Source organism: Marinomonas polaris DSM 16579, from assembly GCF_900129155.1.
Classification (GTDB): Bacteria; Pseudomonadota; Gammaproteobacteria; order Pseudomonadales; family Marinomonadaceae; genus Marinomonas; species Marinomonas polaris.
The window spans coordinates 164,072-190,622 of record NZ_FQVF01000008.1 but is presented as its reverse complement, the minus strand read 5'-3'; the positions used below and the strand labels follow the sequence as shown (position 1 = coordinate 190,622).

The window sequence follows — 26,551 nt, the reverse complement described above, 5'->3', positions numbered from 1 at the left end:
AGTTATCGACCACCGTAACGACGTTGACGCTTTTGATAAGTTTGAACAGCCTCATCAAAATGCTGTTGATCAAAGTCCGGCCATAACACCGGAAGAAAGACAAACTCAGAATAGGCTGTTTGCCAAAGCAAAAAGTTACTAATACGCTCTTCTCCTGAGGTTCGAATCAAAAGATCAGGTGGAGGCAAATCAGCTAATTGCATATGCTCTCCTAATATCACCTCATCAATATCCTCTGTAGAAAGCTCACCTAATGCAACGCGCTTAGCTACAGCTTTTGCAGCTTGAGCAATATCCCAACGACCGCCATAATTCGCAGCAATAACTAAGGTCATCTGATCATTATCTTTCGTTGCGTCTTCAACATTCTTAATTTGCTTTTGCAAACCACCGCTGAAACCTGAAAGATCTCCTACCACCCTAAGTCTGATCTTATGCTCATTTAATCGTTTAAGTTCTTTTTTCAAAGACCGCATAAACAACGTCATAAGCCCATCAACTTCTAGCTTCGGACGCTTCCAATTTTCACTAGAGAAAGCAAACAGCGTCAACACCTCAACACCGGACTTAGCTGCAGCTTCAACCACACGACGCACAGCAGCCGCACCAGCTGTATGGCCAGCAATACTCGGAAGGTGTTTTTTCTTTGCCCAGCGATTATTACCATCCATTATGATAGCAATATGAGCTGGACTGACGGCTGAATCAAAATCAGCGCCATCCAATTCAGACATAGCAGTACCCTAGTCAATAAAAAAAGCGAGCCAAGGCTCGCCTTCCTCATTAAATTTCCATCAAGTCTTTTTCTTTTGCAGCAAGACGCTCTTCTATCTGAGCGACATACTTGTCCGTTACTTTTTGAACTTGATCCTGTCCACGACGATCGTCATCTTCAGAAATTTCTTTTTCTTTCACTAGGTCTTTAAGACTACCGTTTGCATCACGACGAATATTACGGATAGCAATACGGCCATTTTCAGCTTCATTCTTTGCTTGCTTAAAGTAGTTCTTACGAGTCTCCTCTGTCAAAGCAGGCATAGGAATTCGGATCAAATTACCGTTTGTAGCAGGGTTCAAGCCAAGATCAGATTTCATAATGGCTTTTTCAATTTCAGGAACCAAGTTATTTTCCCAAGGAGAAACCCCCAAAGTACGCGCATCTTCAACCGTAATGTTAGCCACTTGACTTAACGGTGTTTCAGATCCGTAATAGTTCACTTTAACTGAATCTAGAATACTAGGGTGTGCACGACCTGTACGGATTTTTTTAAACGCAGACTCAACAGAAGCAACTGCTTTGCCCATGCGGTCTTCTGCGTCTTTAAGAATTTCGTTAATCATAACTTCCTCACTTAATCAGTGTACCTTCACTGCCACCAACCATGATATTTACCAAGGCTCCTGGCTTATTCATATTAAATACACGTATTGGCATACCGTGATCACGGGTCAAGCATATTGCTGTTAAGTCCATGACACCTAATTGTTTTTCAAGAACTTCATCGTAGCCCAATGTATCATATTTCACTGCCGCAGGATCTTTCATTGGATCTGCAGAGTAAACACCGTCTACTTTAGTTGCTTTCAATACGACATCTGCATCAATCTCAATACCGCGCAAACAAGCAGCAGAGTCAGTCGTAAAGAAAGGATTACCTGTACCTGCAGAGAAAATGAGCACATCACCTTCTTTCATTAAGCGCATGGCACGACGTCTATCATAAGGCTCTACAATACCTGTCATAGTGATAGCCGACATCACACGAGTAGCAATATTTGCACGCTCTAAAGCGTCTCGCATTGCCAACGCATTCATTACCGTTGCTAGCATCCCCATATGGTCACCAGTAACACGATCCATCCCAGCCTGACTTAATGCCTGGCCACGAAACAAGTTACCACCACCAATAACGATACCAACTTCAACACCAATACCACGTAACTGCCCGATTTCTAGAGCAATACGATTCAACACTTTAGGATCGATACCAAAGGACTCATCACCCATCAAGGCTTCGCCGCTCAGCTTAAGCAAAATTCTTTTGTATTTTGGACTCTTTTCTTTTGGCATATCAACCTCCAGCAATGATTTCATTTCTTGAATAACTGAGGTCAATATAACCGACACTCATCGCATTCATCTCTCATAAAAAGGGGCAGTCAAGCTGCCCCTTTTTTTTGCAAGACATTACAACTAAAGATTAACCTCTAAGTTGTGCTGCTACTTCTGCTGCGAAGTCCACTTCAGCAACTTCAATACCTTCACCCACTTCAAGGCGAATGAAAGAAGTTACAGTTGCACCAGCATCTTTAACTAACTGACCAACTTTAATTTCTGGATTCTTAACAAAAGGCTGCTCAGTCAAGCTGTTTTCAGCCAAGAACTTCTTCATACGACCAACAATCATTTTATCAACGATTTCTGCTGGTTTACCAGCCATGTCTGGCTGTGCACGAATAATTTCTTCTTCTTTTGCAAGAACTTCAGCAGGCATATCTTCACCGCGAACAACGCGAGGAGATACAGCGGCAACGTGCATAGAAACATCTTTAGCAAGCTCAGCAGAACCGCCTTCCAATTGAGTCAATACAGCGATCTGACCGTTACCGTGAAGGTAACCACCTACTAAGCCGCCTTCAATGATAACAGCGCGACGAGGAGAGATGTTTTCACCAATTTTCTGAACTAATGCTTCGCGTGCTTGGCCAATTTCGCCAGCAAGCAATACTTCGATGTCAGTTTCTTTCGTTGTGAAAACAACGTCAGCTACTTTGTTTGCGAAAGCAATAAAACCTTCATCACGAGAAGCGAAGTCAGTTTCAGAGTTAACCTCAACTAAAATAGCGTAAGAAGAATCGTCTGCTACACGCATAACCATCGTACCTTCCGCTGCAGTACGGCCCGCTTTTTTAGCTGCCTTCATGCCACTTGATTTACGTAGTTCTTCGATAGCCACTTCGATGTCAGCGTTAGCAGCGACAAGTGCTTTTTTACACTCCATCATGCCTAGGCCAGTACGTTCACGTAGCTCTTTTACCAATGCTGCAGATACTGCGGCCATGTTAAATCCTCTTTATACCAATTCAAATTTAAAAAAGGAGGTAAGACACCTCCCTTTAGAAACCAGAACAAACTAGAAAGTTTGCTTACGCTTCAGTAGCTTCGCTTACTTCAACGAATTCATCAGCAGTACCAGCAGTCGCATTACGACCCTCTAGAACAGCATCAGCAAAAGCACCAACGTACAATTGAACTGCGCGAATCGCATCATCGTTAGCTGGAATAATGTAATCAACGCCATCTGGATTACTGTTAGTATCAACGATACCGATAACAGGAATACCTAATTTGTTTGCTTCTTTAATTGCAATACGTTCATGATCAACGTCAACTACGAACAATACATCAGGAAGGCCACCCATATCCTTGATACCACCCATAGAAAGCTCTAATTTTTCAAGCTCACGAGTACGCATCAAAGCTTCTTTTTTAGTCAGCTTATCGAATGTACCATCGGACATTTGAACTTCAAGCTCACGAAGACGCTTGATAGATGCACGAATTGTTTTGTAGTTAGTCAACATGCCACCTAACCAACGGTGGTTAACATATGGCATACCAGAGCGAGCAGCTTGCTCTTTAATCGTTTTAGATGCAGCACGCTTAGTACCAACAAACAAAACCTTGTTCTTGTTTTCAGCCATTTTTTTAACAAGCTCAAGAGCGTTATTAAGAGCTGGAACAGTATGTTCAAGGTTAATGATATGAATCTTGTTACGAGCACCGAAAATGAAAGGCTTCATTTTTGGGTTCCAGTAACGAGTTTGGTGACCGAAGTGTGAACCAACCAATAATAGGTCGCGCATAGAAACTGTAGGCATTTTACTATCCTTTAAATTTGGGTTATTTATGCTTACCAGCTAAAAGCGTCAGTCAAATAAGGTTTAAGGCAACCTAAGACACCCAAGACACTTTCTTTAATAGCGGCAAGATCGTTGATTTAAGTAAATTCACTTATTTTAGGCACAAGCCCAACAAGCCGGCGTTTTATACCACATTTAACCCAAAACCAAAAGACTTGAACGGATTTTTTACACGCAACCCGAGGCACGTTTTTTTCAGCTAGAGAGGCGATTCTGTTGCTTAAGTCATGTAGAATATCCCGCAACATACTATCAACATAGATACAAACCATTTTAAGACATATGAATTATGAGCAACGAAATCCTACAAAAAGTTGAAGAGCTGACCAAAAACGGCCGCAGTGACGTCCCAAGTTGGACACCTAAAGCTCCTGCTACTCGCTTTACTGACATCAGCGATATTGAAGGCATGCGGGTTGCGGGTAAACTCGCAGCCGATGTTCTAGTAATGCTAGAAGAATTTGTTATCCCTGGCGTGACAACGGAGCAACTAGACATCATTGCTCATAACTATATAGTTGATGTACAAGGCGCAATTCCAGCTCCACTAAACTATCATGGCTTTCCTAAATCATGCTGCACTTCTGTGAATGATGTCATTTGCCACGGCATCCCGAATGACAAAGCCCTGAAAAAAGGCGACACAGTCAATATTGACATCACCATCATCAAAGATGGCTATTACGGTGATACCAGCAAAATGTTTTTTGCAGGTCCAGCCTTACCTCATGCAGAACGCTTAGCAAGCGTCACTCAAGAATGCCTTTATCTTGCCATTGATATGGTAAAACCAGGCATACGTCTTGGCGATATCGGCGCCGCTATTTCAGCGCATGCGCACAAACATCACTACACAGTAGTAGAAGAGTACTGCGGCCACGGCGTAGGAACGACCTTCCATGGCGAACCGCAAGTCGCTCATTATGGCAAAGCAGGAACTGGCGTTATGCTAGAAGAAGGCATGACACTGACCATTGAACCAATGATCAATGCAGGCAAAAAACAGGTTAAGCACACAGGTCCAGATAATTGGATTGCCAAAACCAAAGACGGCCGTCTATCAGCTCAATACGAGCACACTCTTCTCGTCACTGCAGATGGGGTCGAAGTACTTACTCGTCGACCAGAAGAAACTCGTTTCTCATAAGAGAAGCGAGCTTTAAATAAAATTTTTTAGCAACCTTAGATTTATAACAAACACACTGTAACAATTATTCATTCTTTGAGGCTCTTGTATGGACTTCCCTGCTTTTCCAGACGCTCCGCCACTACTAACACAGGAAGAGAAACATGAGCTATCACTACCGAAGTGCTCTATTTCACGCTACAAAGCCATCATTGAAGAAAAGACAACCATATTCAACGACCTTTTCCACTCTTTATATCCAATAGAAAAGCTTGTAAAGGGTCTCTCCTCTTTTTATGACGAAGTAATGCAAGCAGCCTGGACATCAAAAGCACTGAATAGTGAACCGCATGTAAGCCTTGTTGCGGTTGGCGGATATGGTCGTGGAGAATTACACCCAAAATCTGATATTGACCTACTGATTCTAATGGAGAATGACATCTCCGCGCCCAAAGATAAAATCGAAGCTTTTATCACTTTCCTTTGGGACATTAATTTAGATGTCGGTCACAGCGTCCGCACCATTGACGAATGCTCCGAGATGGCAGCCAAAGACATTACCATCATCACTAACTTGATTGAGTCACGCACCCTTATAGGGCCAATTGATTTACTAGCCACACTCAAACTGCACGTTGATATATCCCAAATGTGGGATGGGCATTCTTTCTACCAAGCCAAGCTAGCCGAACAAAAGCAACGTCACGCAAAATACCAGAATACTGCTTACAACTTAGAGCCAAACCTAAAAGAGTGCCCTGGTGGCCTTAGAGACATGCAAGTGATTGACTGGGTTGCCAAGCGTCACCTACATACACATCGACTTAGCGCCTTAATAGATAAACACTTTCTATCTGAAGATGAATACATCCAACTTAAAGGCGCGGTTAGCCATCTATGGAGAATTCGCTGGGCTTTACACATGGTCGCAGGACGCAAGGAAGATCGACTTCTTTTCGACCACCAGCGCACACTGACTAAGCTTTTCGGGTTTGACGATGACGATTTAAAACGCAACGTTGAACGTTTTATGCAGGGCTATTACCAAAGTGTCGCCGCCATCCAACAGCTCAACGACTTACTTCTTCAACACTTCGAAGAGTCTTTTTTAGCCAAAGACGCCATCAACACAGTAGAAGTCATCAACGACCATTTTCAAATTGCCAATGGCCAACTTGAAGCCCGCTCCAAGACATTATTTCACGATAATCCATCTAGCATGCTGGAGATATATGTCTTACTTGGTGCCCATGAAAACATCAAAGGCATACGCGCCAATACAATGCGACAGCTGCGCGATAGTTTAGACCTGATTGATGACGCCTTTAGAAATGACAAAATAAACACCGACCTTTTTCTCGACATCATAGCCAGCCGATATCGACTGACAAGTATATTACGCTCAATGAAACACCTAGGCTTACTTGGTCGCTATCTTCCCGAATTCGGAGCGATTATTGGGCAAATGCAGCACGACTTATTTCATATTTATACAGTTGATGCTCACACACTACAGTTGGTAGAGAACTTACGTCGCCTCTGGCTACCTGAGTTCAAACAAAAATTCCCCATTTCAGGACAAGCAATCCGCCACGTAGCAAAAGTTGAGTTACTTTATATTGCTGGCTTATATCATGACATAGCCAAAGGTCGAGGTGGCGACCATTCTGAACTAGGTTGCGTAGACGCACAGGCTTTTTGCGAACGCCATGGACTTTCAAAACAAGACACCGACCTTGTCGTTTGGTTAGTGCGTAATCATCTATTCATGTCGGTTACTGCACAACGCAAAGACATTTCCGATCCAGAAGTCATTTGGGAATTTGCCAGCTACGTCAAGGATCAAGAACACCTAGATTATTTGTTTATTCTTACTGTTGCCGACATCAACGCAACCAACCCAACCATGTGGAACAGTTGGCGAGCATCCTTAATGCGTCAGCTTTATTTAGAAACCAAACGCGCACTTCGCCGCGGATTGGATTTCCCTATTGATGCAGACATGATAAGTGACGAACACAAACAACGCGCCTTGGAAATTATCATCGAGCGCAATGTAGATATAATGGAAGCGGAAGCAATTTGGGAAACCATTGAAGAAGAGTACTTTATTCGCTCAAATGGTGACGAAATAGCTTGGAACACCGAGGCTATTTTACGCCACCGCCCTAGCGATAAGCCGCTAATCGCCATAACACCATTGGGTGGCCGCAACTTTTCAGGCGCGAGTAAAATATTCATCTACACATTAATAAGCAAGCATCTGTTCGCCGTAACCGCAGCGACATTTGAACAACTCGGCCTCACAATTCTAGACGCTAAAATAAGTCACACCACAGACAACTACAGCCTAGATAGCTTTGTTGTCATGGACAGCAACGACAGTGATACGAATCTACATCTAGACAAAGAACGCATCACCCTTATTCGCAAAACATTGATGGAGCAACTAGAAACCCCATCACTTTACGAAAGCGTTGTTCAACGTCATACACCGAGGATTTTGAAGATATTCAACTCTCCATCAACCGCTCACTTTGTCAGCCAACCAGAAGAAGTCTGGTCGGCACTTGAAATAACAGCTCCTGATAGACCAGGCTTACTGGCTTTAATAGGACAGTTTTTCATGAACAATAACATCATGCTTCATAAAGCAAAAATCGCCACTCTCGGCGAGCGCGTAGAAGATACCTTCTATATCACAGAAGAAAACGGCGACCTTATTACTGACCCAGAAAGCATGAACAATATTTGCACCCTTTTAAAAGAGAAAATAGACCGTTTTTCTCAAACGATGGACTAAAGACTAATGAACCCCCTTATACACTCTTTGCACCCATACCCTTTCCAAAAGCTTGCAGAGCTTATAGAAGGGTTGACACCAAACCCAGAAAAGCCACTGATCAAATTAACGATTGGGGAACCACAACACGATGCACCAGCCATCGTGCTTGAGACGCTAGCCAAAAGCCTAGGCGGCGTCAGCAAGTACCCAAGCACCAAAGGCGAATTACCGCTTAGAGACGCCATTAGTAAATGGGCTAAGCGTCGCTTTCATTTAGAAAAACTCGATCCTGATACGGAAATTTTACCAGTTACTGGAACCCGAGAAGCACTGTTTGCTATTACCCAAACATTGGTTGGCGAAAAGCAAAACTCTCTAGTTGTCAGCCCAAATCCTTTTTACCAAATTTATGAAGGTGCAGGCATTCTTGCTGGCGCAGAGCTGCATTTCCTACCTTGCGGAGCAGAAACAAACTACAAAGTAGATTATCAACTAGTCGACGATGCCACGTGGCAACGTTGCGAAGTATTGTTTGTTTGCTCCCCTAACAACCCTAGCGGCAGCATTACCACGCTAGAGGAATACGCCTACCTGATAGAGAAAGCCAAAACCTTCAATTTCACCATAGTGGCAGACGAATGCTATTCCGAAATTTACTTCGGCTCTCAAGCACCACTAGGTTTATTAGAAGCCTGTGAAATTTTGGGACACAAGGATTATAAACATTGCCTTATTTTCCAATCCCTATCGAAACGCTCTAATTTACCAGGCCTTCGATCTGGCTTCGTTGCTGGTGACGCGTCTATCCTTAAACCATTTTTGCTATATCGCACCTATCAGGGTTGCGCGATGCCAATTCATCACCAAGATGCCTCAGTTGCTGCTTGGAATGATGAAGAACACGTTATAAAGAATCGCGAGATTTATACCCGTAAATTCGATTCGGTTTTAGAGATTTTGTCGCCAGTTATGCCAATATCCAAGCCTGAAGCCGGTTTTTATCTTTGGCCGAAGCTCAGCATGACAGATGAAGAATTTTGCACCTCGCTGTATCAAGAAGAATCGGTTTTAGTCTTACCAGGTAGTTATTTAGGACGAGAAGTAGAAGGTACAAATCCCGGCAGCCATCATGTCCGTATGGCACTGGTTGCAGAAGAATCAGAATGCGTTGAGGCAGCCAAAAGAATTAGAGACTTCCTCAGTCGCAGATAACCCATTAGTAACCCCCTTTAGACAGATAACTCAGTTGGAGAAACACATGAGTAATACAACTTTCGCGTTCGGTCTTGGTATCGGCTCACAAAACAAAGAAGGCAATTGGTTAGAAGTATTCTACTCAGCACCAAGTCTAAACGTAGAAAAAAATACGCTAGATGCACTTCTAGAAAGCACCAATTACGAAGGTGGTAACAACACACTGGTATTAGATGAAAGCGATTTAAATCGCTTACACATGAGCCTTTTAAAAGCTGGCAACATCGAACAAGCAGAATTGGCTTCTCGTCTAAAAGCTTCGACAAAGCCTGTTATTCTTTGTGTTTTAGCAACTGATGAAGCGCCAAGTAATCCTGCTGAAGTCTACTTAAAACTTCAATTGATTTCTCATCGCTTAGTTAAACCGCACAATACAGTATTGGATGGCATGTTTGGCCTATTGATCAATACAGCATGGACAAGCGAAGGCCCTATCGATGTTCGTGAACTAGCTGACCGCCAATTAAGCGCTCGCATGGAAGGACGCACTATCGAAGTATTCAGCGTCGATAAATTCCCTAAAATGCTAAACTTTATCGTCCCTACAGGCATCCGTGTTGGCGATGCTGCGCGCGTTCGTTTAGGTGCACACCTTGCTGAAGGCACTACCGTTATGCATGAAGGCTTTGTAAACTTCAATGCTGGAACGCTAGGCAACAGCATGGTTGAAGGCCGTATTTCTGCAGGTGTTGTTGTAGGTAACGGTTCTGACCTTGGTGGCGGCTGTTCTACTATGGGGACACTATCTGGCGGCGGCAATATTGTTATCGCTGTTGGCGAGAAATGCTTGATAGGCGCGAATGCCGGTATTGGTATTGGCCTTGGCGATCGTTGTATCGTTGAGTCTGGTCTTTATATTACAGCCGGCTCTAAAGTTGCTGTTCTTGATGAAAACAACCAAGTTGTTTCTACTGTAAAAGCTCGCGAACTTTCTGGTCAATCTGATCTATTGTTCCGCCGCAACTCAGCAACTGGTGCAATCGAATGCAAAACCAACAAAACCGCTATTGAATTAAACGAAGCGCTTCACGCTCATAATTAATAGCAGTAAAAAAACAACCAAAAAGCGCCATTTTGATTACTTTCTAAATGGCGCAATTCGAGGTCAAGAATGATTAAAATATTTGGCATCAAAAACTGTGACACCATGAAAAAAGCTTTTCGCTGGCTCGATGACAACAATCTAGAATACAGTTTTCATGATTATAAAAAAGAAGGCCTAGATGAAGCCACAGCAAAAGCTTGGGTAGACGAACTAGGATGGGAAAACATCATCAATAAGCGTGGCACCACTTGGCGCAAACTGGATGAAGAAACAAAAGGCACTATGGACAATAACAACGCCGTCCATATCATGATGACTCAGCCTTCCATCATTAAGCGCCCTTTACTAGTGGTTAAAGAATCCATTTATTTAGGCTTCGATGCAGAAAATTACGCGCAAAAACTACTTTAGCGCAAAACAGGCGTGTAAATACGTGGTCTTTCTCTATTGGACTTAGGTGCCGACATAGGTGTCACTGTTGGCGTATAACCCGAAGACGAAACATCCGAACGGATCACTGGGACAAAATACGACTCCTGAATAACCGGCTGCTGAAAAAGACTACAGCCAGATGAAATCAAACCCAAAAAAACAACGACACCTAATTTCATAACTCCACCTTTATTTGAATCTCCTGTTATAGTAACAGAATCTTCCATAAGGTAGCGAAAACCAATACAAAGGTAAAGAATGTCTGACTTGTCCCCCACACTAAAACTTGCCCTAGATCTTATTTCTCGCCCGTCTGTCACTCCTGAAGACGCAGGCTGTCAGGATCTAATGATAGAGCGATTGAAAAACATTGGTTTTGAAATCGAATACATGCCCTTCGGTGAAGTAAAAAACTTCTACGCAAAGCGCGGAACATCTGGACCAAATCTTTGCTTTGCGGGGCATACAGATGTGGTGCCAACAGGGCCTGAAGAGGAATGGAAAATACCTCCATTTTCCCCAGCAATTGTCGATGGAATACTATTCGGCCGCGGCGCTGCCGATATGAAAGGTAGCCTTGCCGCTATGGTGACTGCTGCTGAAGATTTTGTAGCCAAGCATCCAGATCATGATGGGCAAATTTCTTTTTTGATCACCAGCGACGAGGAAGGCCCTTTTGTAGACGGCACAACTCGTGTTGTGGATGCTCTTATGGAACGAAATGAGAAAATAGACTGGTGTATTGTTGGCGAACCCTCAAGCACCAAAACGCTTGGCGATATTATCAAGAATGGTCGCCGTGGGTCATTCAGTGGCGACTTAACGGTTTACGGTAAGCAAGGCCATGTCGCCTACCCACACTTAGCTGAAAATCCAATACACCTCGCAGCTCCAGCACTTGCTGAAATGGCGAGTGCACATTGGGATGATGGTAACGACTTTTTTCCACCAACCAGCTTCCAGGTATCAAATATTCATTCTGGGACAGGTGCAACTAACGTTGTCCCCGGCAAACTAAACGCTCAGTTCAACTTTCGCTTTTCCTCCGAATTAGACTTTGATGCTATTAAAGTTCGCGTACTTGAAATCTTAGACAGACACAAATTACGCTACGACATTGATTGGACATACAATGGCCTGCCTTTTTTAACTCGCCCAGGCGAATTAGTTGATGCGATTGTTGACGCCGTACAAACAACAGTTAATATCACCCCTGAATTATCCACCTCAGGCGGCACCTCAGACGGTCGATTTATTGCCAAAATGGGTACGCAAGTCGTGGAGCTTGGCCCCATTAATGCCACTATCCATCAAATCAATGAATGCGTTGACGCCGAGAGCTTAAACCAGCTTTCAGAGATTTACGCTCGAATACTTGAGAACCTTTTTACTAAAAAATAGCCTTACAGAGAGCATAGACCAGCATCCAAATGAGAAACGCAATACATAAATTAGCAATGAAATTGGGTAACAACCCTAGAGTTGCACTTATCAAGATGATCCAAGGCGGATTAATTTTCGTCTTTGGCGTTCTGATGCTTATGGTAGCTGATCGTGTTGTCGTTGAGTCTCTTGCTCAAGAGATTATTGCGATATTTGGACTGATACTTGCGGGTTGCGGCGTACTATGGACACTCATTGGCTATTTATCAATGAGCGTTCTCAGAATTTACCACATGATTAAAAAGAAGGATTAGAGCGATGCAAGCCGACATTGAAATATATGTATTGTCCTGCCCGACAGAGAAGATCATTTCCTGGCTAGAAAATACGTTCACTCTAGTCAGAAAAAGTAGCCCATCACCACTCTGCTCAAAAGTCATCATTGCATCTAATGATAACGAAATTGAGGTAACTATTTTAGAGCAAGCAGCAGGCAAGCGCTTTACCTCTATATGGTTCGACTCAGACAAAACCCCTTGGGACGACGACATTGCTTGTGCCAGACAAGCATTCGAATATCTAAACTGTGAAGTACGTTGCAACTTTCAGGGATGGGAAGAGGAAAGCAACCAAGATCCAGACCAATGGTGGCGTATAAATAGCCACGAAGAAGGCCCATTTATTTGGAATTAACTCAACAAATAAAAGCAGCCCCAAAAAGCAAAAATGCGACATAGCAACAATTATAGAGACTTTATACATGCAAATTACACTTCTTAAAGGCAAACTCCATATGGCAAGCGTAACCCAAGCAGAGCTTTGGTATGACGGCTCTTGCGCCATAGATAAGGACCTTGTAGAGCTCGCTGGTTTTAGAGAATTTGAGCAAATCGACATCTATAACGTCGATAACGGCGAGCGCTTTCACACTTACGTAATATTGGCCGAATCTGGCTCTGGTACTATTTCAATGAATGGTGCTGCAGCAAGAAAAGTTCAGGTTGGTGATCGTGTAATCATTGCCGCTTATGGACAAATGAACGAAGCTGAGGCTGATGAGTTCAAACCCAAATTAGTCTATTTAAACAAAGATAATAGTGTTGAACGTACTACTAACACAATTCCTGTACAAAAAGATTAACCCAAACAGTTTTATTTAAGAGCAAGATTACTTTATTGAAGTCAAAAGCTCTTTAATTTAAAGACAAAAAAGGCCGCTTCCAATCAACTTAGAAACGGCCTTTTTTTATGATTATAAATTACGCCAAGACAGCCAACGCCGCTTCGTAATTAGGCTCATCAGCCGTTTCAGCAACTTGCTCTGTATAAATTACAGAACCTTTTTCATCCAATACCACAACAGCACGAGACAAAAGACCGGCAAGAGGGCCAGTTGCAAAAGTAAGACCGTAATCGCCACCAAATGTTGAACGAAAAGTAGATCCTGTATCAACATTGTCGATGCCTTCAGCCCCACAAAAACGCGCTGCAGCAAAAGGTAAGTCAGCAGACACGCAAAGCACATTAACGCCTTTCAAAGAAGCCGCAGATTCGTTGAACTTACGAACTGATGTTGCACAAGTCGGCGTATCAACTGATGGGAAGATATTCAACACCAATTTAGCCCCCTGATAATCCGCCAATGTAGCGACAGACAAATCCGTTTTAACAAGCTCAAACGCTGGCGCTACAGAGCCTACAACCGGAAGAGAACCAACCGTTTCAAAAGGATTACCTTTTAATGTTACCGTTGCCATAAATACCTCTTAAATCGAATAAAAAAATTAACCGCGGATTATAGATACATTTTCAGCTTGTTTGCCTTTCTCACCTTCAGTGACATAAAAGCGAACCAACTGCCCTTCAACCAAGAAGCGGCGACCACGACCACGGATTGCACGGTAATGAACAAACACATCATCACCATTTTCCATGGTTAAAAAACCAAAACCTTTTGAAGAATTGAACCACTTAACCGTTCCTTGCTCGCGGTCATCATCCTCATCTTCTTCAGACTCAGAATCAAAACCGGCAGAACTGGCCTGGCTGACCATAGCACCGACATAAACAGACACTAGAACAAAGCCAAAATATACTAGGAAATTTGTACCCATCTCTTCTTTCAACACCCCAGCCAAAAGCAGAGGCACGATCAAAGCAATAACAAGGCTGACTATAAATGTGCGCAACGAAAACAAACCGGAACCAACAGAAGACCCTTTATTACGCGAAACATTATCCTGATGATCATTCATAAAAGTATATCTCTTATTAAATTAAATATTATTGTGAAGCAAAGCTATTTATAAAAAAATAAACTCTGTGTTAGTACAAACGTGAATATATGAATATTTTTACTAAACTCTTTCCGAAATCACCATGTGAAGCTAAAGAAGATAGTAGTAAAATACCCAACTTCTTTATGAGAGCAATTTTCACGCCACTCTTACATTCTAAATGACCAATACTTGCGTCATGTTTTTGTATAGAATTGCTCATTAAATACGAATTTAGCCTAGTAAGGTTAACACACAGAAGGTATCTATGAACACCTCACAAATCAATCAACGTATCGACGAATTAGAATTCAAACTACAATTTCAAGAAGACACGATTGATAGTTTAAATCAGGCACTTATCAGTCAGCAAAAAGACATGCTATTGATGAGAGAAAAACTGGTTCTATTAGGAAATCAGCTAGAGTCTTATCGTCAACAACAGCCTATTCATGATGGCGACCGACCACCTCACTATTAATAACTAACATACTAAGTAGAAGGCGAGTCGAGTGACTTTAAAACGTAAATATCAAATCGACCCGACTTCCCTTCCAATTGATAGGTTGGCTCGGCGCTATTTAAAAATGGAGCGCCTTTAGGGCGTTTCACAACCACTCTATATTGAGCTAATCGCATAGCGTAAGGCAATAAACTATCTGCATCTAAATCCTTACCAACCAAATCTCTAAAAAAAGCCATCTCTTTCTTGGCTGCAGCTGATGACTTATCTGTGTGTGGATACATAGGGTCCAAATACACCACATCGAACATTTCACTAGTATCTATAGCAGTTATATCAGCATCTAACAAAGGCATCTTGGCAACGATCTCGGCCACTTCATGATGAAAAGAGGCTCTATACAAACCGTCTTCCAACATAGCCCTCACAAAGCCCACACGCTCACACAGAGAAACTGAGCAACCAAGACAAGCTAACACGAAAGCATCACGCCCCAAGCCCGCTGTCGCATCAAGAACAGATAAATTTGCGCGCTTATTCAACCCAACCGCTTTAGCAATATCTTGCCCTTTTCCACCACCAAATCGTCGTCTATGGTCTACAGTCCCAGAAGTAAAATCTACATAAACTGGTTTGGGCGCCCCTTTTCCAGTTTTAGCAACTGCGATGCCATCTAATGTTTTCAATAAAAGATAATCATATTTAGAAACAAACTTGAGAGGCTCATGCAACAGCACAAAATCAAGATTCAACGACTTAGCCAATAAGCGAGATTCCGATTCCAAAAACTTATCTGTTGTCGCAACCGCAATAGAATTAAGCAAAAATCTCTCTCCAAAAAAACATCATCAAACAATAATCAAAACACGAGTCACTACATAGTAATAACGCTAAATAAAGCGATTTTTTTATTCGGTTGCAAATAGAAAAAGCCTCTAAATATTAGAAGCTTTTCATCTTAACTAAAAAATTCGCTGCTACTTCAAAGAACAAAGCACTTAATCTAACTAAATATCCTTAAGAATCTAAAGATAAACAATTAATAGAAGGGCTATACCCAAGACTAATCTGTAGACAAAGAACGGAAAAAAACCAATCTTATTAAGCCACTTCAAAAACAGATAGATACAAAGATAGGCGCTGATTGCAGACAGAATAACACCCATAAAGATACTCGCCCAATCGACCGCAATATCTGACGATACAAGTTCAATCGACTTTAAGCCACCAGCAGCCAGTATAAGAGGGATAGACAAAAGAAATGAAAACCGAGCAGCACACTCGCGACTAAAGCCAAGAAAACGAGCCGCCGTCATCGTAATTCCAGAACGAGAAGTTCCAGGAATTAAAGCCAGCGCTTGAGCAAAGCCAATATAGAGCACACTTTTCAAACCAAAATCTTCTTCAGTTTTTTGAGATGCACCATATTTATCTGAAAACCAAAGCAACACACCAAACCCAATGGTGGTGTAAGCAATTACTTCCAAAGAACGTAAATGAGTGCTTATTAAGTCATCAAATAACAAACCTGCAACACAAGCTGGCAAAGTAGCAAGACAGATCCACCAAGCTAAGCGACTATTAGATGTCGAGCGTTTATCTCTAATGGATACACACCAAGCCACCACGATTTGTGCGATGTCTTTTCTAAAATAGCCAACAATGGCTATTAAAGTTCCTACGTGCACAGCAACATCAAATGCCAATCCTTGATCAGGCCAATGCAGTAATTGCGCAGGAAGTATTAAATGAGCAGAACTTGAAATAGGCAGAAACTCTGTTAACCCTTGAATAACTGCCAAAAAAACAATGTGGTACCACAACATATAACTAACGCTTCCCTATACGCGGAGCCTGTTTTTCCCAGCTAATTTCATCCCTTAAATAAGTTGGAATAGCATCATAAGCAGACACCATTTCACCTTTTTTAAATAACAATAGAGCCAATTCAGCAATGCAAGCGGCACGAGGAGCTAAGTCAGTTAAAATATGAGTAGGATGACTAGGAAGTAGCGGTGTTAAAACATCTTCATAGCACCAGCCAGACCCGACTCCATCAAAGCTAGTTGAAAACGCAGACAAAGCCGCAGGCTTAACAACACACTCATCAATTAATGAATCTATTTCATAACACCCTTCTATCTTATTGACACTATAACCACCCATGTAAATTTCGCCCATACGAGCATCAAGAGCGGCCAGCCAATTATTTTTACCAGTCTTTTGAAAACCTTCCAATGACAAGGCTGCAAGCGTCGAAACGGGTATAACAGGTAAATCTGCACCAAAGGCAAGACCTTGTACAACCCCTGCACTGATTCTTAGCCCCGTAAAAGACCCAGGCCCTCGCCCAAAGGCGATCGCATCTAGATCGGATAAAGCTAAACCAGCCTGACTGAGAATCTGGTCTACCATAGGCAAAATCAGATCGTTATGAAGGCGTGGAGCCATGCGGAAGTCTTCCAACACAACCCCATCAATATTCAACGCCACTGAGCAAGCTGGCGTTGATGTATCTAATGCTAAAATAACCGTCATTGAATAATTAAGCCTTTAACGATGCTAATAGGCTTTGTTTAATTTCATTCAAATCACCGATACCATTAACTTTCACAAACTTAGGCGCTGTTGCGCTGTCTGCTTTTAGCCAATCTTGGTAGTAACCAATTAATGGCGCGGTTTGATCGTGATAAACACCTAAGCGTAAACGAACAGTTTCTTCTGTATCGTCTGCACGCTGCACAAGGTCCTCCCCCGTTACATCGTCTTTGCCTTCTACTTTAGGTGGATTATACACTAGGTGATAAGTACGACCTGAAGCTTCATGGACACGACGCCCACTCATGCGTTTTACAATTTCTTCATCAGCCACATCGATTTCTACAACGTAGTCAATTTCAACACCAGCATCTTTCAAAGCATCGGCCTGAGGGATAGTACGCGGAAAGCCATCAAACAAAGCACCGTTTGCACAATCATCTTGAGTCAAACGCTCTTTTACTAAACCAATGATAATATCATCAGAAACAAGCTGACCAGCGTCCATTACAGCTTTGGCTTTTAAACCCATTTCGCTTCCGGCTTTTACGGCTGCACGCAACATATCTCCTGTAGAGATCTGCGGAATACCAAACTCCTCCGTAATAAACTGAGCTTGAGTACCTTTACCAGCGCCTGGCGCACCTAATAATATTACTCGCATAAAAAGTCTCCAAAAGACAGCGTTAACTGAATAGCAAGGATGACTGGCACAATGCATCATCAACGCGCAATTAAGCACGGCAGCAAGGTGAACAGACAAACCAATTGCATACTAAAAAATTGAATGGTCGCCAAGCATACCCAAGCAGCCATCCAATATGCAAATTTACGTGCCTTTTTTTATCATTTTCTTACTCATACTGAGCATTTATCAACCACATTTGCAATTAGCCCGTATTTTGCATACCACTAGCAATACCTGCCATGGTAATCATTAAGGCTTTATTCACTTCTGCATTTTCTTCATCTTTTCGACTGCGATACAAAAGCTCTGCCTGCAAATAGTGCAAAGGATCTATATACGGGTTACGCACATCAATAGACTGACGGATGGTTTTATTATCTTCAATGAGTCGCTCTTGCTTCTTAAGCATTTTCACCAGCTCACTCACTTGCTTAAGCTTGCCACGCAACAAACGCCCTAAGCCTTGCAATTCTTCACCCACTAGACGCTTTTCATAATATTCAGCAATCTCAGGTTCTGCTTTTGCCAATACCATATCAAGCATGTCCAAATAAGCACCAAAGAACGGCCATTTTTTGTGCATCTCGCGTAGTTTTTCCAAATTACCAGATTCGACACCCTGCAGCAGGGCACTCTCTGCGCCCAACCATGCGGGCAACATAAGGCGAATTTGCATCCAAGCAAAGATCCAAGGAATGGCACGCAAACTCTCTACACCGCCATCAGAACGACGACGTGCAGGGCGAGAGCCTAAAGGCAACTTGGCTAATTCTTGTTCTGGCGTTGTTGCTCTAAAGTAAGGCACAAAGTCTTCATGACCACGAATAATAGAACGATATTGATTCATCCCCACTTCAGCCATTTCATCCATAATCGCACGCCATTCCTCTTTAGGAGGCTCTGCAGGAATCAAAGACGCCTCCATCACAGCGGAACAGTAAAGCTCCAAAGAACGCACTGCGATATCAGGAATACCGAACTTAAATCGAATCATTTCACCTTGCTCAGTCACTCGAATAGCGCCATTAACAGAACCTGGCGGTTGCGACAAAATTGCTACATGAGCTGGGCCGCCGCCACGACCCACGGTGCCGCCGCGACCATGAAACAAAGTCAGATGGATACCATGCTTTTTACAAAGACGAGTCAGCGCTTCTTGTGCTCGATATTGCCCCCACGTTGCGGCAATTTGTCCAGCATCTTTGGCAGAATCCGAATAGCCTATCATCACTTCTTGGCGGCCGTTGATATAAGACTTGTACCAAGGAATTGAAAATAGCTGTTCGATAATAGGCTCAGCGTTATCCAAATCCGCAAGGGTTTCGAACAAAGGAACAATACGCATAGGAAAACTGACGCCAGACTCTTTTAGCATTAATGCAACTGCCAAAACATCCGATGGCGCACTGGCCATTGAAATAACATAAGAGCCAAACGAATTCTGCTGACCTTGGGAAATCATCGCGAATGTATCGAGCACTTCTTTCACTTCAGCTGTTGGCGTCCACTCCATAGGTAAAAGCGGACGTTTAGAATTCAACTCGGTCAACAAAAAAGCTTGTCGGGACGCTTCATCCCATTCGGCGTAATCACCAAGCCCATAAAAGCGCGTAATAGCAGATAAGGCATCGATATGACGAGAAGCATCTTGGCGAACATCCAAACGAACTAAGGTCGAGCCAAAGGTTGCCGCACAACGAATAAGATCAAGCAGTGACCCATTAGCAATCACCTTCATACCGCAATCTAACAAAGACTGATAGCACAAAATAAGATCATCGGTGAGCTCTTGAATATCAAGAAAAATATCCTCACCGGAAGTTGGTTTACCATCCAAGCATGCTTTCGCCCAGTTTTTGGTCGCCAACATCTTGTTTTCTAGATGTCGTAAGACTTCCCGATAAGGCTGAGTGCTATCGCCTACACGTGCGCGTAGGGCAGCATTACACTGCGTCATAGAAAACTCTGAACGCAGCACATTTAAATCTTTTATATAAAGATCCGCCGCCATCCAGCGAGCTAATAAAGTAACTTCCTTGGTTACTTTATGAGTCACATTCGGATTGCCGTCTCGGTCACCCCCCATCCAAGTTGCAAAGCGAATAGGCGCCAAATCGAGTGGCAAACGGTCTTCTTTTGAAAATTCACTAAATTGCTCATCTAATTGGCGAAAAAAACGTGGAACAGCTTGCCATAAGGATTGCTCAATAACAGCAAAACCCCATTTTGCCTCATCCACAGGCGTAGGACGATCTTCACGAATTTCATCAGTATGCCAAGCCTGAGTGATAATTTCTTTCAGGCGACGGATATGTTTGGTTTCTTCTAATGGCAGGATATTATCTTTATCGAGAGCTTCTAACTCACTGGAAATATTATCGTATTTCCGAATCAGTGAACGACGCACCACTTCCGTAGGATGAGCAGTAAGAACAAGCTCAATCGATTGAGATTGCAATGATGAAATCATTTGCTCTGCAGTAAAGTTCTGCTTAGAAAGACGGGTTAACAAATCGCCAACAGGATTGTGATACACACCTAAACTTTCATTAGTACGGCGGCGATGCACCCGATGATATTGTTCAGCAATATTAGACAAGTTCAAAAATTGATTAAACGCTCTAGCAACTGGCACGATTTCTTTATCATCCAGTGCTTCTAAGGCTTGAATAAGAGCGGCAGAATCACCAGATTGACGTCCATCTTTCGATAGCAATCGGATATTTTCCACTTTTTCTAGGAAACCTTCTCCCAAATGATTGCTCATGCTTTCGCCAAGACAGTCTCCTAGCAACCTAACATTTTCGCGTAATGACGCCTGACTATCACTCACTTCACCCTCCTAATGTTGCCAATAACGCCTTTACAAGCGCCCTATTATCTATCCAACAGATTATTCACTCAACAGATACGCCAGCCTACAAACCTTCGCGTTTGGCCTGATCCCAATAACTATCTAATTCTTTTAAAGAACAATCTGTTAGTTTTTTATTTTGTGCCGACACAAGTGCTTCAATTCTACCAAAGCGCCGACGAAATTTTATATTCGTTTTATTTAATGCCACATCAGGCGAGACCTCAAGATGACGAGCCAAGTTACTGACCGCAAACAGAACATCTCCCACTTCCTCTTCAACATGAAGGTGATTTTGCTCTCTCATCGCCTCTTCAAGTTCATCTAACTCTTCTCTAATTTTGTCAAAAACCGGTGCGACATCTGGCCAATCAAAACCAACTTTAGCGACTTTTTGTTGAATTTTTACTGCTTGCATTAACGCTGGCATAGAGACCGGCACTTCAGCTAACAGACTTTTATCTGTTGGGCCTTTTTCTTGCGCCTTAATCTGTTGCCATTGTTGCGCTATTTGCTGTTCGGTTAGCGTCGTTGGTTCACCAAAACGCGTAATATCGCCATCAGGAAAAACATGAGGATGGCGGCGCAGCATTTTTTCAACAATCCCAGCTGCGATATCATCAAATGTAAAGCGCTGTTCTTCTTCCGCCATTTGTGCATAAAAAATAACTTGGAAAAGTAAATCTCCTAGCTCTTCTTTTAAATGCTCAAAATTTTCACGCTCAATAGCATCTAACACTTCATACGTTTCTTCTAACGTATAAGGTGCAATACTTTTATAAGTCTGTTTTTTATCCCAAGCACAACCAAACTCTTTGTCCCTGAGGCAACTCATCAAATACTGTAGCTGTTTAACCTCGTTACTCAAAAGTCTCTCTCTCTGAAAACATTCAACACGTTAGGTAGCTGATTAATACGATGCAGTAACTTACTCAGCACGCTCAATTCACCCACTTCAATAGTAAAGCGAATGCTTGCCGTGTGGTTTTCTTTGGCAGACAAGGTATTCATCGACAATAGATTTACTTTTTCATTTGCCAGTAAACTAGTGATGTCATTGAGCAAGCCAGTACGATCATAAGCTTCCACCTGTATATTTACAGGGTACTGGTTATCAAGCTCTTCACCCCAGCTAACATCAATAATACGTTCAGGCTCTTCTAAACCTAATTGAACAATATTAATACAATCCTGCCTGTGCACAGACACACCACGACCTTGGGTAATAAAACCAACGATGTCATCCCCAGGAATAGGCGTACAACATTTGGCCATCTGTGTTAATAATTTGCCTACACCTAAGATATGAATATCGTTATCTGAAGACTTATGACGGCTCTTTTTCAAACGAATTGGACGCGGTGTCGCAGTCTCACCATTCAGATTGTAAAAGTCATCAATAACACGCAACACTTTAGATAACTGAATGTCTCCCGCGCCAAGTGCTACGTATACCTCATCAGCATAAGAGAAGTTAAAGCGAGAAGAAATGGCTTGTAAATCGATACGATTATCTTCAAGACCCAGACGTTTCAATTGTTTATCGAGTAAATGCTTGCCGGCATCCAGATTTTTCTCTCGATCTTCTTTTCTAAACCAATTTTGAATCTTGGCTCTGGCGCGATTAGTTTGCACATAACCTAATGTCGGATGCAGCCAATCACGGCTAGGGCCACCCTCTTTAGTGGTGAGAATTTCAACTTTGTCGCCAGTTTTTAAGTGAGTGACTAAGGAAATAATTTTACCATTTACCTTGGCACCACGGCAGCGATGACCAATTTCAGTGTGAACTCGATACGCAAAATCAACCGCAGTCGCATTAATAGGCAAATCGACCACATGACCGTCAGGGGTAAAGACATAAATACGGTCTTGCTCGATGTCGCTGCGAACTTGTTCAGACAAAGATTCCAAATCACCTTGCACTTCATGGAAGTCTAAAATGGTTCTTAACCACTGCAGTTTTTCTTCGTAGCTGCTGCTATTGGAACTTAAATCCGTACCTTTGTATTTCCAGTGAGCACAAACCCCAAGTTCTGCGTCTTCATGCATTTTGTGGGTACGAATCTGGATTTCAAGCGCACGGCCTTGAGGACCAATAACCGCAGTATGCAATGACTGATAACCATTCGATTTGGGGTTACTGATGTAGTCATCAAATTCCTGAGGAATTGGGCGCCATAAATTATGCACCACACCTAGAACACCATAACATTCCATCGGTTCGTCGACTAAAATACGCACAGCACGAACATCGTATACTTCATCAAAGCCAATGTTTTTGCGCTTCATTTTACGCCAAATACTATAGATGTGCTTTGCTCGCCCCATTAGATCAGCATGAATATTAATGCCTTTTAAACGGTCATCTAGCAGCTCAATAACATCATCAATGTACTGCTGGCGATCAAGACGTTTTTCGTCTAACCAAGTGGCGATACGTTTGTAATCAGTGGGATAAAGATAACGGAAAGAGAGATCTTCTAACTCCCATTTGATATGACCAATACCCAAACGATGGGCCAAAGGCGCATAAACACTTTGCACTTCAAGCGCAACAGCAACACGACGCTCTTCGTTTTGATGCTTGGCTTCTTTAATCGCGCAGGCACGCTCAGCGAGTTTAATCAGCACAACTCGTACATCATCAATGATGGAAACCAGCATTTTGCGTAGTGATTCTAGTTGATTTTCACTACTGCCTAACACTTCAGCCGCGGAGTCAGCAGTCAAATTTTTCGAGACTTCACCCATTTTCATCACCCCTTCGACAATCGAAGAGACTTTACGACCAAACATTTCGGTAACACGGGAAATAGGTAATTGATCTTCTCGTACAACACGATATAAGGCGGCGGCTACCAATGAATCTTGGTCTGCTCGAAATCCAGAAAGAATTTCAACCATTTCTAGCCCAGCACGGAAAGTACTCGCTTGTGCCCCCCAATAAGAGGGTCGAGCACATTGTAATTCAGCTTGACGAGCCAACTCACAGGCCATACGCAAAGGAACTCGAGTACTGTCATCAATGAGGTGTGCAAAGTGCCCCATCCAAGCATCAATATCGACACTACCATCCTCTAACACAGGGTGATCTTTTCTTACCGTTACCATTTATCCGCCCTTAAATTTACTTCTTTTTTTGCAATAACATCATCGTTTCTACATGAGAGGTTTGCGGAAACATATCCATCAAACTAACACGTAAAACACGATATCCCTTTGCAACTAAATACTCGGCATCCCTAGCTAAAGTAGAAGCATTGCAAGAAACATACAATATTTGCGTCGGTCCAATTTTTATTATGCTGTCTAAAAACTCAAACGCCCCAGCACGAGGTGGATCCAACAATACTTTGGTAATGGTCTGCTTAAAAAGTTCATTATTCACAGGCTTAGTCAAATCCGCCGCCACAAACGACAGGTTATCCAAACCATTAACTCGCGCATTTTCTCGCGCGGCTTCAACCATAGTTTCTTGTACTTCAACACCAATGACTGATTGTGCATGCTGCGCCAACGGTAAAGAAAAATTCCCCACACCACAAAACAAATCCAATACAACATCTTGCTTACTTGGACTTAACCAGCTCATTGCTTGCGCAACCATCTTTTGATTCATAGTAGCGTTTACTTGAATAAAGTCTTGCGGGTGATATTTCAACCTTAAGTCAACAAGATCATAATAGCGCATTTTTTCAGGCGCCACTTCCGCCTTGCCCGCTTTTGGTGCTTGCCAATATAAAGCGACCTGCTCTTTTTCGGCCCAGTCTTCCCATGCATTTTTAAGTTCATCGGATATTGAAGACGTTAGTCGAAACAACACCGAAACACCTTTAGTGTCTTCAAGCAATTCCACATGACCTAGCACACCCGCCAAATCATTTTCTAACAGCGCGAGCTTGAGTGAAAGGAAGATACTTTGCAAATTAGGAGCAAGCACAACACATTGATCAATCGAGATGATTTCTTTAGATGCTTTACCACGAAAACCCAATGCCATACGACCTTTTTTGAGCTCAATCGCAATACGAGCACGCCGACGATAACCCATAGGTTTATCTGATAGCTGTTCAAGTTCTTGAGTTGTAATCAGATTACGCAGTTGTCCTTGCAACCAATCGGCTTTTGCATTTAGCTGTTGCTCATCAGCTAAATGCTGAAAACTACAACCGCCGCAGACATTAAACTGCTGGCAAGAGGGCTCAACTCGATAAACGCTAGGCTCAATGATATTTACTAAAACAGCTTCATCAAAGTTGCGCCCTGCTTTATTAACTTGCGCCTCGACTGTTTCACCTGGCAAAGCACCTTCAATAAAAGTTACTTTACCTTGAAAACGAGCAACGCCTTTTGCTTCATGCGTCAAACCGTCCACTTCGAAGGTCTGTATTGGACCAATCGACTGCGGCTTAGAGGTTGCTGTTCGACGTGGGGATGTTCTTCTTCTCAAAAGTGGCTCTCTTATTCCCGACTCTCTTTTTGGGATAAATAGGATAAATGCGCGGTTATTCTATCGCATCTGAATACAGAACAGTACGTGAAAGCGAGCCTTAAATAATTGAAAGGTACTGATACCCTGATGAGATGTCACAGACAAAAGTCACTTAGCTATCAAAAACACCTGTCGACAAATATCTATCACCACGATCACAAATAATTGCCACGATCACCGCATTATTGAGCTGTTTAGATAACTCCAATGCAATGGCAACAGAACCACCAGAAGAAACACCACAAAAAATACCTTCTTCTTTTGCTAAACGACGCATCGTCACTTCCGCAGCCTGTTGAGACACATCCATGACAGTATCCACTCGACTTTCATCAAAAATAGACGGTAAATACTCTTTTGGCCAACGACGAATACCAGGAATACTGGAACCGTCTTGTGGTTGCAGTCCAACAATCTGAATGTCTTTATTCTGCTCTTTCAGGTAATGAGAAACACCCATGATAGTACCCGTGGTTCCCATGGAGCTTACAAAGTGCGTCACTGTGCCTTGTGTTTGCTGCCAAATCTCTGGCCCAGTTGTTAGATAGTGGGCGTTGGGGTTGTCTTGGTTCGCAAACTGATTCAAGACAATACCAACACCTTGATCTTGCATTTCTTGAGCAAGATCTCGCGCTCTTTCCATACCCTCTTCTTTTGTCACCAGATGCAATATTGCCCCATAAGCTGTCATCGCAGACTTACGTTCTTGGCTCATATTGTCAGGCATGATCAAGTGCATTTTATAGCCTTTAATAGCTGCCACCATGGCTAACGCGATACCAGTATTACCACTGGTTGCTTCGATTAAACTATCGCCCGGTTTTATATCACCGCGAAGTTCTGCCTGAAGTATCATATTTAAAGCAGGACGATCTTTTACTGAACCTGCAGGATTTTGTCCTTCAAGCTTTAATAAAACCGTGTTGCTTGGATTTGGGTTGATGCGCTGCAAGCGAACCAAAGGTGTTTGCCCGATTAAGGACTCGATACTAGGGTATTGGATCATAAAAAACTTCATTGACATTGATGACTTAGGGAATGAAACTTAACACTTTAAGCCTATTTAAGAACACTTACGCTAAACAGTACAATAAGAAAGCGTTATAAACTTAGTTTCAATATCGCATTCTAGAGTAAAAGATATGCTCATAACACGCATTTTCACCCTACTTTTGTTATTACTAATGATCAGTAGCTGTGACAAGTCCAACGAAAATCTCACTGGACTGAACAATCTAGAACTCAGAAAAAAGTGGCGTGAGTGTGCTTACATTCGCTCTCCATCTAG

General features: G+C 42.6%; 27 protein-coding genes. 10 read left to right on the top strand and 17 right to left on the bottom strand.

The annotated features are described in order from the left end of the window. Nucleotides 1–2: 2 nt before the first annotated feature. From uppS to rpsB, 5 genes are all read right to left on the bottom strand, one after another. On the bottom strand, nucleotides 3–734 hold the full coding sequence (gene uppS, locus BUA59_RS10410) for a polyprenyl diphosphate synthase (RefSeq protein ID WP_072839637.1): 732 nt from the start codon (nucleotides 732–734) through the stop codon (nucleotides 3–5). Nucleotides 735–783: 49 nt separating this feature from the next. Further along, on the bottom strand, nucleotides 784–1,341 hold the full coding sequence (gene frr / locus BUA59_RS10405) for a ribosome recycling factor (protein ID WP_072839636.1): 558 nt from the start codon (nucleotides 1,339–1,341) through the stop codon (nucleotides 784–786). Between the two features lie 7 nt (nucleotides 1,342–1,348). Then, nucleotides 1,349–2,071, bottom strand: a complete 723-nt coding sequence (gene pyrH / locus BUA59_RS10400; protein WP_072839635.1) for a UMP kinase — start codon at nucleotides 2,069–2,071, stop codon at nucleotides 1,349–1,351. 130 nt (nucleotides 2,072–2,201) lie between these two features. After that, nucleotides 2,202–3,062: a translation elongation factor Ts gene (gene tsf / locus BUA59_RS10395; RefSeq protein WP_072839634.1), complete on the bottom strand. Its 861-nt coding sequence runs from the start codon at nucleotides 3,060–3,062 to the stop codon at nucleotides 2,202–2,204. Between the two features lie 85 nt (nucleotides 3,063–3,147). Beyond that, nucleotides 3,148–3,882, bottom strand: coding sequence for a 30S ribosomal protein S2 (gene rpsB / locus BUA59_RS10390; protein WP_072839633.1), 735 nt, complete (start codon nucleotides 3,880–3,882; stop codon nucleotides 3,148–3,150). 331 nt (nucleotides 3,883–4,213) lie between these two features. On the opposite strand from rpsB, the gene map reads away from it, so the two are divergent. The 5 genes from map (at nucleotide 4,214) to BUA59_RS10365 (ending at nucleotide 10,545) form a co-directional block, all read left to right on the top strand. Further along, nucleotides 4,214–5,071 (top strand): type I methionyl aminopeptidase, encoded by an 858-nt coding sequence (gene map / locus BUA59_RS10385; RefSeq protein ID WP_072839632.1) that lies wholly within the window; start codon nucleotides 4,214–4,216, stop codon nucleotides 5,069–5,071. An 88-nt stretch (nucleotides 5,072–5,159) separates the two neighbouring features. After that, entirely contained in the window at nucleotides 5,160–7,853 is a 2,694-nt protein-coding gene (gene glnD / locus BUA59_RS10380; RefSeq protein ID WP_072839631.1) for a [protein-PII] uridylyltransferase, read from the top strand. A 6-nt stretch (nucleotides 7,854–7,859) separates the two neighbouring features. Further along, on the top strand, nucleotides 7,860–9,047 hold the full coding sequence (gene dapC, locus BUA59_RS10375; RefSeq protein WP_072839630.1) for a succinyldiaminopimelate transaminase: 1,188 nt from the start codon (nucleotides 7,860–7,862) through the stop codon (nucleotides 9,045–9,047). A gap of 46 nt (nucleotides 9,048–9,093) precedes the next feature. Continuing rightward, nucleotides 9,094–10,131 carry a 2,3,4,5-tetrahydropyridine-2,6-dicarboxylate N-succinyltransferase gene (dapD, locus tag BUA59_RS10370; protein ID WP_072839629.1) on the top strand — a complete coding sequence of 346 codons (1,038 nt, stop codon included), beginning with the start codon at nucleotides 9,094–9,096 and terminating at the stop codon, nucleotides 10,129–10,131. A gap of 69 nt (nucleotides 10,132–10,200) precedes the next feature. Next, the gene (locus BUA59_RS10365; RefSeq protein ID WP_072839628.1) at nucleotides 10,201–10,545 is read left to right on the top strand and encodes an ArsC family reductase; all 345 of its coding nucleotides are present in this window, start codon (nucleotides 10,201–10,203) and stop codon (nucleotides 10,543–10,545) included. On the opposite strand, the gene BUA59_RS10360 is transcribed toward BUA59_RS10365, so the two are convergent. Further along, on the bottom strand, nucleotides 10,542–10,745 hold the full coding sequence (locus BUA59_RS10360; protein ID WP_048813947.1) for a hypothetical protein: 204 nt from the start codon (nucleotides 10,743–10,745) through the stop codon (nucleotides 10,542–10,544). The two genes, BUA59_RS10365 and BUA59_RS10360, sit on opposite strands and share 4 nt — an antisense overlap. Before the next feature lie 79 nt (nucleotides 10,746–10,824). Between BUA59_RS10360 and dapE the strand changes: the two genes are divergently transcribed. From dapE to panD, 4 genes are all read left to right on the top strand, one after another. After that, nucleotides 10,825–11,967 (top strand): succinyl-diaminopimelate desuccinylase, encoded by a 1,143-nt coding sequence (gene dapE / locus BUA59_RS10355; protein ID WP_072839627.1) that lies wholly within the window; start codon nucleotides 10,825–10,827, stop codon nucleotides 11,965–11,967. 29 nt (nucleotides 11,968–11,996) lie between these two features. Continuing rightward, entirely contained in the window at nucleotides 11,997–12,263 is a 267-nt protein-coding gene (locus BUA59_RS10350) for a hypothetical protein (protein WP_012068979.1), read from the top strand. A gap of 4 nt (nucleotides 12,264–12,267) precedes the next feature. Next, on the top strand, nucleotides 12,268–12,642 hold the full coding sequence (locus tag BUA59_RS10345; protein ID WP_072839626.1) for a hypothetical protein: 375 nt from the start codon (nucleotides 12,268–12,270) through the stop codon (nucleotides 12,640–12,642). 67 nt (nucleotides 12,643–12,709) lie between these two features. Continuing rightward, nucleotides 12,710–13,090, top strand: a complete 381-nt coding sequence (gene panD, locus BUA59_RS10340) for an aspartate 1-decarboxylase (RefSeq protein WP_012068977.1) — start codon at nucleotides 12,710–12,712, stop codon at nucleotides 13,088–13,090. Nucleotides 13,091–13,208: 118 nt separating this feature from the next. Here the strand turns inward: panD and tpx are convergent, their stop codons facing one another. Both tpx and BUA59_RS24270 read right to left on the bottom strand, forming a co-directional pair. Continuing rightward, complete coding sequence (tpx, locus tag BUA59_RS10335) at nucleotides 13,209–13,706, bottom strand: thiol peroxidase (RefSeq protein WP_072839625.1); 498 nt, start codon at nucleotides 13,704–13,706, stop codon at nucleotides 13,209–13,211. A 27-nt stretch (nucleotides 13,707–13,733) separates the two neighbouring features. Continuing rightward, nucleotides 13,734–14,204: a cold-shock protein gene (locus tag BUA59_RS24270; protein WP_072839624.1), complete on the bottom strand. Its 471-nt coding sequence runs from the start codon at nucleotides 14,202–14,204 to the stop codon at nucleotides 13,734–13,736. A gap of 289 nt (nucleotides 14,205–14,493) precedes the next feature. Between BUA59_RS24270 and BUA59_RS10325 the strand changes: the two genes are divergently transcribed. Continuing rightward, nucleotides 14,494–14,706, top strand: coding sequence for a SlyX family protein (locus BUA59_RS10325; RefSeq protein ID WP_072839623.1), 213 nt, complete (start codon nucleotides 14,494–14,496; stop codon nucleotides 14,704–14,706). A gap of 11 nt (nucleotides 14,707–14,717) precedes the next feature. Here the strand turns inward: BUA59_RS10325 and BUA59_RS10320 are convergent, their stop codons facing one another. The 9 genes from BUA59_RS10320 to cysM form a co-directional block, all read right to left on the bottom strand. Further along, complete coding sequence (locus BUA59_RS10320; RefSeq protein ID WP_072839622.1) at nucleotides 14,718–15,512, bottom strand: class I SAM-dependent methyltransferase; 795 nt, start codon at nucleotides 15,510–15,512, stop codon at nucleotides 14,718–14,720. Between the two features lie 201 nt (nucleotides 15,513–15,713). After that, nucleotides 15,714–16,514, bottom strand: coding sequence for an undecaprenyl-diphosphate phosphatase (locus tag BUA59_RS10315; protein ID WP_072839621.1), 801 nt, complete (start codon nucleotides 16,512–16,514; stop codon nucleotides 15,714–15,716). 4 nt (nucleotides 16,515–16,518) lie between these two features. Beyond that, a complete protein-coding gene (tsaB, locus tag BUA59_RS10310; protein ID WP_072839620.1) occupies nucleotides 16,519–17,226 on the bottom strand; it encodes a tRNA (adenosine(37)-N6)-threonylcarbamoyltransferase complex dimerization subunit type 1 TsaB in 708 nt (235 codons plus the stop codon). A gap of 7 nt (nucleotides 17,227–17,233) precedes the next feature. Beyond that, nucleotides 17,234–17,890 carry an adenylate kinase gene (gene adk / locus BUA59_RS10305; RefSeq protein WP_012068970.1) on the bottom strand — a complete coding sequence of 219 codons (657 nt, stop codon included), beginning with the start codon at nucleotides 17,888–17,890 and terminating at the stop codon, nucleotides 17,234–17,236. A gap of 226 nt (nucleotides 17,891–18,116) precedes the next feature. Beyond that, on the bottom strand, nucleotides 18,117–20,747 hold the full coding sequence (ppc, locus tag BUA59_RS10300) for a phosphoenolpyruvate carboxylase (RefSeq protein WP_072839619.1): 2,631 nt from the start codon (nucleotides 20,745–20,747) through the stop codon (nucleotides 18,117–18,119). 85 nt (nucleotides 20,748–20,832) lie between these two features. After that, the gene (mazG, locus tag BUA59_RS10295) at nucleotides 20,833–21,636 is read right to left on the bottom strand and encodes a nucleoside triphosphate pyrophosphohydrolase (protein WP_072839618.1); all 804 of its coding nucleotides are present in this window, start codon (nucleotides 21,634–21,636) and stop codon (nucleotides 20,833–20,835) included. After that, a complete protein-coding gene (relA, locus tag BUA59_RS10290; protein ID WP_072839617.1) occupies nucleotides 21,633–23,882 on the bottom strand; it encodes a GTP diphosphokinase in 2,250 nt (749 codons plus the stop codon). Before relA ends, mazG begins: the two co-directional genes overlap by 4 nt. 16 nt (nucleotides 23,883–23,898) lie before the next feature. Further along, nucleotides 23,899–25,221, bottom strand: a complete 1,323-nt coding sequence (gene rlmD / locus BUA59_RS10285; protein WP_084122334.1) for a 23S rRNA (uracil(1939)-C(5))-methyltransferase RlmD — start codon at nucleotides 25,219–25,221, stop codon at nucleotides 23,899–23,901. A gap of 154 nt (nucleotides 25,222–25,375) precedes the next feature. Further along, nucleotides 25,376–26,269 (bottom strand): cysteine synthase CysM, encoded by an 894-nt coding sequence (gene cysM / locus BUA59_RS10280; protein ID WP_072839616.1) that lies wholly within the window; start codon nucleotides 26,267–26,269, stop codon nucleotides 25,376–25,378. Nucleotides 26,270–26,551 lie beyond the last annotated feature (282 nt).